This window comes from Algoriphagus aquimarinus (genome assembly GCF_007997215.1).
Lineage (GTDB): Bacteria > Bacteroidota > Bacteroidia > Cytophagales > Cyclobacteriaceae > Algoriphagus > Algoriphagus aquimarinus_A.
Window position 1 is genome coordinate 21,793 of record NZ_VORW01000025.1, and the last position, 11,816, is coordinate 33,608.

Here is an 11,816-nt window from a genome sequence, read left to right on the forward strand (position 1 = left end):
GATTAGAAGTCAACACCTAAGCTGAATGTGTACATTCTCGTCTGAGGATATCTCCCGTAGTCTACACCGATCAATTGGTTTCCCGCTGATACGTTGTTACCAATTGAAGCACCTACTTCAGGATCATATCCTTTATACTTCGTAAATGTGAATGCATTCTGTACACCAACTGCTAGCTTCAGACCTCTCACTACATTTTGCTTTCCAAGCAATTCATTAGGGACTACATAGGAAAGATTGATGTTTTTTACTCTTACATAAGAACCATCCTCTACAAATTTGTCAGAGATTCTAGTTCCGTTTCCGTTTAGGTCAGTACCTGTGATTCTTGGTACGTCTGTACCTGCATTGGCAATGAAAGGGTTACCCGTTTGGTCCATTTCAATTCTAGCATAATCATAAGTTTCCAAAAGCATATTTCTACCCAAGTTTACATTGTTTGGGTTGATGTTTAGGAATCTGTTATAGTTGTAGATATCTACACCAAGAGCTCCTGTAAACAATACGTCAAGAGAAAAACCTTTGTATGAGAATTGCTGCGTCATACCGAAAGTGAATTTTGGCCATGGATTACCAATGAAAGTCTGATCTCTCTCATCTATTACACCATCGTCATTCAGATCCTTGTATTTGATATCACCCACATAGATGCCATTAGTAGGATCCACCTGTATAGGATTTCCAGAGTTATCTACTGGTCTTGCGCTTGATTCTACTTCTTCGATTGATTGGAACAAACCATCAGCCTGATAGCCATAGAACAACCAAGGTGCTTGTCCTGGAATTGCTCTGGAAGTAAAGTTATTCAACCACCAAGCTGTACGATCGATGAACGCAGTTTCAGAGAAGAATTTGGTCACTTCAGTTTTGAATCCAGAGAAGTTGTAGTTAGAACTCCAAGAGAATCCGCTAGCTCTATTATCAATGTTGATGGTATTAATAGTGATGCCATAACCTTTGTTTTGCAAAGCTCCAATGTTCACTGTAGGAGTTCCAATGCTTCCTTCTGCAGATGTACCCATGTACCAAGGCAGCGGATTAGGTAGAAGCAAGTTCTCCGTTTTCTTCAGGTAAAAATCACCTTCAATTTGAACTCTGTTGTTCAGGATATTCAAATTAAAACCAAGGTTCACAGTAGAAGTTTCTTCCCACTTCAAATTTGGATTACCAAATCTCGAAACTAGGAAACCACCACCCCAAGGAGTAGGAATACTTGGTGAACTAAGTGGTGCATAGATTGCATTAGCGTCGCCTTGGTTACCAGTAAGACCAGTTTCAAATCTGATTTTGAATTCATCTAACCAAGTAGCACTCTGCAAGAAAGTTTCTTCAGAAACTCTCCATGCTGCCGATACGGAAGGGAAATAACCCCATCTGTTTTCAGGACCAAAGTTTGCCGAGCCATCAGCTCTGAAGGCTGCCAAAAGGATGTATTTTTCGTTGAAGGTATAATTTGCTCTCGCAAAGTATGATTCCATTGCCCACTGATTAGCTCCACCACTATTGGTAGCACCTTGAGCAGAACCAAGACCAAGCTGCTGCAGATCATTAGAAGGGAAATTCACTCTAGCACCTCTTAAGAACTCATATTGAGATTCCTGAGCCTCATGGCTGGCCATTAAGTCTACCGCATGCTTACCCCAAACGGCGCTATAAGTCAACATTTGATTCCAGTTCCAATAGAAGCTATTACTAGACTCTTGTGAAAGTGAATTTGTATCGTTTGTCACCACACCCAGCGTGTAAGTTGGAGTAAAGAAGTGACCGTTATTATAGTTAATGTTTGTGTTCACCATGGTACGGAACTTCAAACCTTTAACGATGTCGATTTCTATATTGAATCCACCTTGAGCACCTCTTCTTTTGTAGTTTCTATCCAATAGATTAGCCAAAGCAATAGGGTTAGCCGGAGTAAATTGCAAGCTTGATCCGTTTACAGGATCCGCACCACCCCAAGATCCGTCAGGATTTGTTACTGGTACGTTTGGTGCCATTTGAATTGCATTATTGATTACATCAGAGCTACCCGTAGCCAATTGCTCATCCGTATGGAAAAGCTGAAGATTCAAACCTAACTTCAACCATTTTCTAGTCTGGTTGTCAATGTTTGTTCGGATTGAATAACGATCAAATGAAGATCCAATCGCTACACCTTCCTGATTGAAATATTCCCCAGAGATATAAAACTTAGTTTTATCATCTCCACCACTAAGGGTGATATTATGTTTGTTCAAAGGCGCAGTTTTGAAAAGCGCGTCTTGCCAGTTGGTACCTGCTCCTAAAAGTGTAGGATCTAAGAAAGCTGCTGGAGGATCACCACCAGTGATTTCACGGATATCATTAGTCATTGTCGCGTACTGGCTTAATGACATTACTTCTAGATTTTCCGGCTTATCCTGAAGCGTGTAGAGGAAGTTGTACGTGATTTTAGTTTCACCACTTTTACCTCTCTTGGTAGTGATCATAATCACACCGTTAGTACCTCTAGAACCGTAGATAGCAGTAGCGGAAGGACCTTGTAATACTTCCATAGACTCAATATCACTCGGGTTAAGACCTGCAAGTGGGTTAGTCGAAGAAGTGTTACCATAAGATACAGCAGCAGGCTGAATCTGAACTCCATCAATTACATAAAGAGGTTGGTTGGTTCCGCCAATTGAGTTGACACCCCTAATATTTACAGAGATACCTCCTCCTGGAGCACCTGTGTTTTGTGTGACATACACACCTGCAGCACGACCTTGAAGTGCTTGCTCAACAGTTGTGTTGACCGTACGCTCTATATCTTCAGAAGTCACAGAAACCTGTGCACTGGACATATCACGTTTTTTCATCGTACCATAACCTACTACAACTACTTCGTCCAGAGAAGACATATCTTCTTCCATGGTGATGTTTATTGTAGATTGGTTACCTACTACGATCTCCTGAGCCTTATAGCCTATAAAGCTATAAACTAGGATGGATTGCGAAGAAGGAACAGTAATTGAATACGTCCCGTCTATTTCAGTTGCTACACCAGTGGTGGTTCCTTTCACCAGCACTGTTACTCCAGGGAGTGATAGTCCATCGCCAGCAGCGTTCACGGTACCTTTGACCGTGACCTGAGCTTGAACCACACCTACCAGAAGCATAAGCCAAAGTGGTAATAGTTTTTTCATCATGAGGGGTTTAATTGTAAGAAATTGGTATATAGGTTTTGAGCAGGAAAAGATTTTCCCGAGGTTGTTCTTGTTTGTTTTTTTAAATGGATTTGTTGCATTCAGTTTGGGTTTTTGTTAGAAAAATATCATTACGACTAACACCAAAAACTGAGAAGTATTCCTAGCACCGAACTTGCATTTTCGGAGGAGATTGAGATCTGGTGAAATCAATCTGAAAAGAATAGGATCAGATTTTTGGGTTTATTGCTTTGATCCGAATAAATGTAGTTTTAGTAATCTCGTCGGAGGGTATTCAAATGTTTTGAATAGGGGTATCAAATGTTAACCCCTATGAAATCGATTGAAATAGAAGGTTTTACACTGTTTCATTCTCTCCTTTTCAGGTAAATAAAACTGCGAAAAAAAGATATACTTTTGAAACCCTTCCCAAATAGCTACTGCAGATTCTTTTTGAGCGCTCCTTTCACCACTTCTCCCCAAGGTTTGATCTGTGAATCAGTCCAATTTCCCTCTGAAGAAGCTGCCGGTAGTAGCATGGAACAAGACTCATCCTTATCAGCAATAGACCAAGCGGCAAAAGAGATTTTTCTGCTCTCCATCCAGCTAAGCCAAGCATTCCATGAAGCCGAATCAATAGGCCCATCACCACTTGCTTCCATGCCCGCACATTCTGTAACGAAGAGAGGTAAACCGTCCTTGAATGCTTTCTCGGCTCTTTCTCTCAAATAGTCCTTGTGAGTAGCAGCATAGAAATGCAATACATACATGATGTTCTTTTGATTGAGTATAGGATTCTGAGCCACCAGGTGTATATCTTGACTCCAAGTAGGTGAGCCAACCAGAATCAAATTATCGGGATCGTATTTTCTGATTTCGGTAATGATCTCTTCGCTATAAGCTTTCACCTCTTCCCAAGTCTCGTAATCAGGCTCGTTGAACAGCTCATAGATCACATGCGGACTGTCACCATACGTCTGTGCCATTTCCACAAAAAATGCTTTTGCCTGCTCTGGATATAAATCATGGCTATGCCAGTCTATGATCACATACATATTCTCAGCTATAGCTGCATCCACTACAGCTTTGATCTTCTCTATAGCAAATTCCGGATTTTCTAAATACGCTCCTGATGGATCTACTCCCATTGCGGCTCGAACCAAGTTTGCGTTCCAATCACTTTTAAGGAACTTCACTGCTGATGTGTTGTAAAATCGAGGCCACCAATTATGCCAGCCGAAGCTCACGCCCCGAAGCATTACTGCATTACCTTCACTATCGGTCAATTTTCCGTCAGTTACTTTAAGCTGTCCAAAGTATTTGACTTCACCGACTGGATCTGGATTGGAAACTGGGGGATTTGTACCTGGATCAGGAGCTGATGCTTCCGAACATGACGATAGAATCAGACATGCAATCACTAAAAGTTTTTTCATTCTGTGGGTTTGTTAATTGAGTTATCAATTTTACACCAACAGAATTTCAAACTCGGGTATCAATTGTTTCCGATTAGGGTAAGGTTCGTTAAATCGAGAGAAAAAATCCTACTCTGCAGCAATTTCTTGCTGCCGCGCCGCATATTCTGAAGGAAGAATAGAGAATTCAGCTTTGAAATGCTTCGCAAAATACTTCGCATTATTATAGCCCACCATGTAAGCGATTTCGGAGATGTTGAGCTGACTTTTCGCCAAAAGCTGTGAAGCTCGTTTCAATCTAATCAAACGGATAAATTCAATAGGGCTTTTACCTGTGATGGATTGAAGCTTCTTGTACAAATGAACTCTACTCATCCCCAACTCCTTGCTCAGGAATTCTACAGAAAACTGAGGATCTTCCATATGCTTTTCTACCAGTGACACGGCTTTTTGGATCAGTTGATCGTCCAAGGAAGTTACGTTCACTTCGGAAGCATTGATTTGGATTTTGTTTCTATTTTGCTCTTGGATCACATTTCGCTCACGCAACAGATTCTTGATGCTAAGTTGCAAAATCTCCAAATTGAATGGTTTTGTCAGGTAAAGGTTACAACCACTATCTAATCCCTGAACCATCGTCTCCTCAGATTTTTTGGCTGTAAGCAAGATCACCGGTATGTGTGAAGTTTTGATATCTCCTTTTACTTTGTGGCAAAATTCTTTGCCATCCATCTGAGGCATCATCAAATCCGATATGATCAAGTCTGGAATATGTTGCTGGGCTAGTTCCCAACCTTGAAGCCCATTAGTAGCTGTGAGTACATGATAGGTATCAGAGAGGCAGTCTTTTAAATAATTCCTGAACTCCACATGATCTTCTGCAATAAGTATCACTTCCTTCAAATCATTTGATTCCTGTACAAAATCCTCCTCATCTTCCTCCCAGTTTTCCGGTATAATCAACACCAAAGGAATGCTTAGACTAAAGACAGAACCCATTCCCGGCTCACTTTCTACCGATATTTCACCTTTCATCGTTCGGGCAAAATCCTGAACTAGAGACAAACCTATACCACTTCCCTGATTCAGCTGCTGCTTGTGGCCTTCAGTGGTAAAGAATCTATCAAAAATCTTATGCTGATCTTCCTTCGAAATACCAACTCCAGTGTCTGACACAGACAAAATCAAAATCCCCTTCTCTTCATTTTCCTGTTGAAGTTCTAGCGTAACTGTGATCGCACCATCTTCGTGCGTGAATTTGAATGCATTGGAAAGCAAATTGAATAGTACTTTCTCCAATTTGTCAGGATCAAAAATCGCCTGCTGTCCATGTGTATTTGTTTCAAAATTTAAATGGATATGCTTATTCTCTGAAAGCTCATGGAAATCAGCTACACAGTCTTTGATGAATTGAACCACATCTCCTTCAGAAGGATGAAATGTGAGTCCTCCATTTTCTACATTCTTCACATCCAGCAACTGGTTAATCAACTTAAGCAAGCGTCTTGCATTTCGCTGGATGATCTTGTATTGACTCAATAATCCAGTGTTTTCAGTCTCAGAAATCAGATGCTCCGTCGGAGTCAGAATCAATGAAAGTGGCGTTCTGAATTCATGACTTAGATTCGTGAAAAACTTGGTCTTCAACCGATCCAACTCCTGCACACGTTTTGACTCACGAATAGCTTGTTCTCTATCAAACTTCTCCCGTTGCCGGGTTAAGAGTTGATTTCTGAAATAGAATATAATCCCTAGAATTGCCATTAAATACAAAAAATAGGCTATCGGAGTCTTCCAAAAAGGAGCCAGAATCTTAATATCCAATTTGTACTCATACAGACTCCACCCATCCAATACGGTCCCTGGCTGCACTACCAATGTGTAATTTCCTGGGTCAAGATTAGTGAAAGTCACTTTGGCCAAATCATCATTCAGGTATATCCAATCGTCATTGAATCCAAGAAGCTTATATCGGTACTTATTTTTCTCGGGATAAAGGAAGTTCAAGGCACTGAAACCAATAGAGAAAATATTCTCATCATGTTTCAACACCAGCTGATCCATTTTATCCAATGATTTTGAAAGTAGAACTCGGTTACTCACCTTCTCTCCTACCTTCACTTCTTCGTTGAAAAGTTGGAACTCTGTAAAAACTACTGCCGGATTATTTCGCTCAAAAGCAAAATTCTCAGATTTAAAAATGTTGTAGCCGTTTGGCCCCCCAAAAATGAATTCATTCTTGCTTGTCTTAACAGCCGAATTTTTATTGAATAAAGCGGCTTGAAGGCCATCTTTCTGATCAAAATTCTGAAAGGTAATTGAGAAGGGATTTACATTTCTATTAATCTCAGCATAGATCAAACCCATCTGCGAGCTAATCCATAAATTGCTACCGTCGTCCTCGAGCATATCAACAAGATATGAGGTAGGCAATCCTTCTTCCTCTCCATAATGTACAAAAGAGCTATCGGAAGTATTAAAATAGTACAGACCACTCAAGGCAGTAACCCACAATACGCCCTCTTCATCCATAAATAAATCGGTCGTGTTAGAGTCTACCAGGCCATTTCCCTGTGTTTCTGAGTAAAAAGAATTTTGACCTGTTTCGTAATTGAACACATTCAAACCACTTCCACCAGAAACCCAAATATTACCTGATCGATCTTCCGCAAAGCCTGTGATGTACTGATTATTGGTAAAAAAAGGAGCGCTTCCCGCCGGATAATTATGAAATCCCTTTCTATCCTTGTCGAGCATAGAAATGCCGGAGCGTAGCGTACCAATCCAGATTTTGCCAGAACTGTCTTCGAAAAGTTTCCAAATGCTAGGCCCAGCAATTCCCGATGAATTGTCAGGCTGGTACTGGTAATTTTTAAAATCTTTCCCATCAAAGCTGCCCAAGCCATTCAAATAAGTACCTATCCACAACACACCTTCGTGGTCAACCATCAAATCCACCACGACGTCTCCAATTAGGCTGTTTTTATTGTCTGGATTATGTTTGTAGTGTTTATAGGTGTTAGTTTTTCTATTGTGGTAATATAATCCTCCACCATTAGTACCTATATATAAATTACCTAAACTATCCTCTGCAAAAGCATTTACATCATTAAATGGAAGAGAATTTTTGTCTGCAAAGTTTTTTCGCACATGGGAGAATCGCAACAATCCTTGGTGATAATAGGCCACACCTTTTTTATGCGTACCAACCCAAATAATATCTTCGTTGTCCTTATACAAGGAATAAATCACATTATGGGGCATGGAAGTATCCTGGATACTTTCACCATTCAAGTACGTGACGTTGCCTGTAGCTTTATCGAGAACATTTATTCCTCCGTGGTCGGTACCAAGCCATATCTGGCCTTTTTTAGCCTCCACGATAGCTTTCACCATATTGTTATTCAGCCAATAAGTACCACGATTTTCTTGGTTTGCTTCGATCACATGCGTAAACCCATCGACACGGAATACACCCAGATTCCTCTCAGGATCAAACAACCACACGTCACCATCTGAATCAATCATCATCTCATAAGTAGCAGACGCAGATATTTCATCCTTTGGAAGCCTCAATGTCTTGGTAACGATCAGGCGATTAGGATCAAGCAGATCGATGACTCCAGAACGGTGAACTACCCAAATCAACCCATCAGGTGCTTCAGATATAGCTGCTATTTCATTAGAAAAAAGACTGCCTTTGTCACTGTTTTTTTGAACATAGACAGTTTTTCCGGTGGTTTCGTCATATATACTGATTCCTTTGGCTGGATGTGTAAACCAAAACCTATTTTGACGGTCTTTCATCAGCATTCCTACTGAATCAGATGCTAGATGGTAAATAGGTGAATAAACAGAAACACCTCTTGAGAAATGCTCATTTTCAGAATTATAGATATCAAAAACTCCATTTACATTCTTAACCCAAAGCTTATCATCAGGCCCAAGATACATCTTGAGAATGTTATTGTGGGAAATGGAGGTGGAGTCCTTGGTATTCAAAAAAATCTTAGTGCGTGTACCGTCGTATCGGTACAACCCGTAAGCCGTGCCATACCACATCATACCATCAGCATCTCTTACCATGCTAAGGATATTGGAATTGGATAAACCCAGACTTTCGTCCAGATTTCGAAATACCAGTTTTTCTACTTCGTTTTGGCCCAAAACTGTACCAACCCAAAGTATCATCAAACAAGCTATTCCACTTACCACATATCCTTTCATACCACAGTAACTATAAACGCCAAATTATGAGATTTAAAGGAAACATCTCATTTCTGTATCGATATTTAACAAATGCTCGAAATATTTTTTTACTAAAAAAGTCCGATTGAGGAATCTCAACCGGACTTTTGAAAATATTTTATAAAAGATGCTTAGATAAATCTATTCAACAGATTTTCAAAGTACTCTTGCTTACCACTAGTCTGAATAGGTTCTCCTACTTCAGCTGCGTAGTTTCTCAAGTCTTCAAGTGTAAGCTGTCCTGTTTCGAAAGACTTGCCTTTTCCAGAATCAAAGCTTGCATAGCGATTCTTTCTTCTTTCTAGGTAATCAGACTTGTCCAGAATATCCTGAGCGATCAGCATACCTCTCGCAAATGTATCCATGCTTCCGATATGTGCTAGGAAAAGATCATCCATATCAGTTGAGTTTCTTCTGATCTTAGCATCAAAGTTCACTCCCCCACCTTGGATTCCTGCTGAGGTCAATATAACCAACATAGCTTCAGTCATTTCCTGCAAGTTCATCGCAAACTGATCTGTATCCCATCCGTTTTGGTAGTCACCTCTGTTAGCATCTATACTTCCAAGCATACCTGCATCGGCACATACTTGAAGTTCATGCTGGAAAGTATGTCCAGCCAAAGTCGCGTGGTTTACTTCTATATTTAATTTGAAATCTTTATCAAGTCCATGCTGTCTCAAGAACCCAATTACCGTAGCAGCATCGTAATCATACTGGTGTTTAGTTGGCTCCATTGGCTTAGGCTCGATGAAGAAGGTTCCTTTGAAACCATTCTTTCTAGCATAGTCACGTGCCATGGTTAGGAATTGAGCTAGGTGCTCAGTCTCACGCTTCATATCCGTATTAAGCAAAGACATGTAACCTTCGCGACCACCCCAGAACACGTAATTCTCTCCATTCAAAGCAATAGTTGCGTCGATTGCATTTTTCACTTGAGTTCCTGCCCATGATACTACATTGAAATCAGGATTGGTAGACGCTCCGTTCATATAACGAGGATTGCTAAACACGTTAGCAGTACCCCAAAGCAATTTCACACCAGTATCTGCTTGTTTTTGCTTAGCATACTCGGTGATAATCTGCATTCTTTTTTCATACTCACCCAGCGAAGGACCTTCGTCGATCAGGTCAATATCATGGAAGCAATAGTATGGAGCTCCGATTTTAGTGATGAATTCGAATGCCGCATCCATTTTGTCTTTGGCTCTTTGGATAGGGTCTGCCGCTGCATCCCATGGATGAACGATGGTACCTGGTCCAAACGGATCTCCGCCAGTTCCACAGAAGGAATGCCAATATGCTATGGAAAACCTGAAGTGCTCCTTCATTGTTTTACCTGCGATGATACGATTTTCATCATAAAATCTAAAAGCTAGTGGATTATCACTTTCCTTACCTTCGAAAGGAATTTTATCGATTGAAGAGAAATAAGTTTTTGACATTTTTACTTTTGTTTTATTTGGTATTTATAGGTTTGAATTTAAATTAAATATTCATTTTTTGGATTGATTCCAAATGGTTTTTCCAGGTAGAATAGACCTCTTCATATGGCTCATAGAAATGCTCATTAGGTTCTATTGTTTCTAGTAATTCCAATCCAGCAAAAGCTTCTGCCTCATTGGCAAATACTCCCGCACCTATGCCTGCTCCTCGAGCAGCCCCTTGTGCTCCATCTGTATCGTACAATTCCAGCACTACTTTATTCATATGAACAAATGTTTTTCGGAAAACAGGACTTAAGAACATATTAGCTTTACCGGCTTTGACCGTTTTGAGATCCAGTCCCATATCCTGCATGATCCTGAAACCAAAAGTAAGAGCAGAAACAATTCCTTCCTGAGCGGAACGAATCATGTGACGCTTGTCATGCTTGAGCAAATCCAAGCCTAACATATGCGCTCCGATATTTTTATTTTGAAGAATTCTCTCTGATCCGTTTCCAAAAGGTATGAAAGTCAACCCTTCAGAACCAATCGGGGCCGAACCGGCCAAATTATTCATCTCATCATATTCTATATGCGCTGCACCCATGATTTTTTTCAACCAGCTATTCAGAATACCAGTACCATTCACACAAAGTAACACTCCATAAGAAGGATTCGCAACTGAGTGATTAACATGGACAAAGGTATTCACTCTTGACAATGGGTCATAAAGCGGCTTGTCTGAAACGCCATAAACTGTTCCTGAAGTCCCCGCCGTAGTGGCCAACTCGCCTGGTTTTAGCGCTTGAAGTGAAAAGGCATTATTAGGCTGATCTCCAGCACGATAAGAAATAGGAATACCTTCTTCTAGACCAGTTACTTCGGAAGCAAATGCAGAAACTCTGCCTTGAATTGAATATGATGGTACCACCTCAGGAATCCAAGATTTGGAGATCTGATAGTTGTCCAAAACTTTGTCACTCAGGCCATTTTTCTGAAAATCCCAGAATATACCTTCTGACAAACCTGTTTCAGAAGTAACAATCTCTCCGCTCAATCTCATCGCTATGAAATCTCCCGGAAGCATCATTTTATGAATTTTCGCTGCAAGTGCTGGCTCATTTTCTATAACCCAGCGTAACTTGGAAGCGGTAAAATTACCTGGAGAATTCAGCAAATTTTTCAGGCAGTACTCTTCTCCAAGTTCTCTAAATGCTTTCTCTCCAATCCCAACTGCTCGGCTATCACACCAGATAATAGATGGTCTCAGGACATTTTGATCCTTATCCACCAATACTAGTCCGTGCATTTGATAGGCGATGCCTATTCCTTTCAGTTCGCCCTTCTTTACTGAAGTCTTATTCAGTACATAGCGGATAGAATGCTGCACATATTTCCACCATGTTTCTGGATCCTGCTCTGCCCACCCTTTTTCAGGTGAATCAATCAACATTTCCTCTTCAGGAAATGCCTTTGAAAGTATAGCCTTACCAGAATCTGCATCGAGTAAGGAGGTTTTGACAGAGGAACTTCCAATATCAATTCCTAATAATAAACGTCTCATC

At 40.6% G+C, this 11,816-nt stretch carries 5 protein-coding genes; all 5 read right to left on the bottom strand.

The genetic code is table 11. The features are described 5' to 3' along the window. Positions 1-2: 2 nt before the first annotated feature. The gene (locus ESV85_RS20240; RefSeq protein ID WP_146920861.1) at positions 3-3,161 is read right to left on the bottom strand and encodes a SusC/RagA family TonB-linked outer membrane protein; all 3,159 of its coding nucleotides are present in this window, start codon (positions 3,159-3,161) and stop codon (positions 3-5) included. A 437-nt stretch (positions 3,162-3,598) separates the two neighbouring features. Beyond that, entirely contained in the window at positions 3,599-4,597 is a 999-nt protein-coding gene (locus ESV85_RS20245) for a glycoside hydrolase family 5 protein (protein ID WP_146920863.1), read from the bottom strand. 108 nt (positions 4,598-4,705) lie between these two features. After that, entirely contained in the window at positions 4,706-8,803 is a 4,098-nt protein-coding gene (locus ESV85_RS20250; protein ID WP_146920866.1) for a two-component regulator propeller domain-containing protein, read from the bottom strand. Between the two features lie 152 nt (positions 8,804-8,955). Then, positions 8,956-10,269: a xylose isomerase gene (gene xylA / locus ESV85_RS20255; RefSeq protein WP_146920868.1), complete on the bottom strand. Its 1,314-nt coding sequence runs from the start codon at positions 10,267-10,269 to the stop codon at positions 8,956-8,958. A gap of 43 nt (positions 10,270-10,312) precedes the next feature. Further along, on the bottom strand, positions 10,313-11,815 hold the full coding sequence (locus tag ESV85_RS20260) for a xylulokinase (protein WP_146920870.1): 1,503 nt from the start codon (positions 11,813-11,815) through the stop codon (positions 10,313-10,315). Between the last annotated feature and the right edge of the window lies 1 nt (position 11,816).

Excerpts from the sequence above, each read along its gene's own strand:
- ESV85_RS20240 (WP_146920861.1), bottom strand. The coding sequence starts at position 3,161 with ATGAAAAAACTATTACCACTTTGGCTTATGCTTCTGGTAGGTGTGGTT.
- ESV85_RS20245 (WP_146920863.1), bottom strand. The coding sequence starts at position 4,597 with ATGAAAAAACTTTTAGTGATTGCATGTCTGATTCTATCGTCATGTTCG.
- ESV85_RS20250 (WP_146920866.1), bottom strand. The coding sequence starts at position 8,803 with ATGAAAGGATATGTGGTAAGTGGAATAGCTTGTTTGATGATACTTTGG.
- xylA (WP_146920868.1), bottom strand. The coding sequence starts at position 10,269 with ATGTCAAAAACTTATTTCTCTTCAATCGATAAAATTCCTTTCGAAGGT.
- ESV85_RS20260 (WP_146920870.1), bottom strand. The coding sequence starts at position 11,815 with ATGAGACGTTTATTATTAGGAATTGATATTGGAAGTTCCTCTGTCAAA.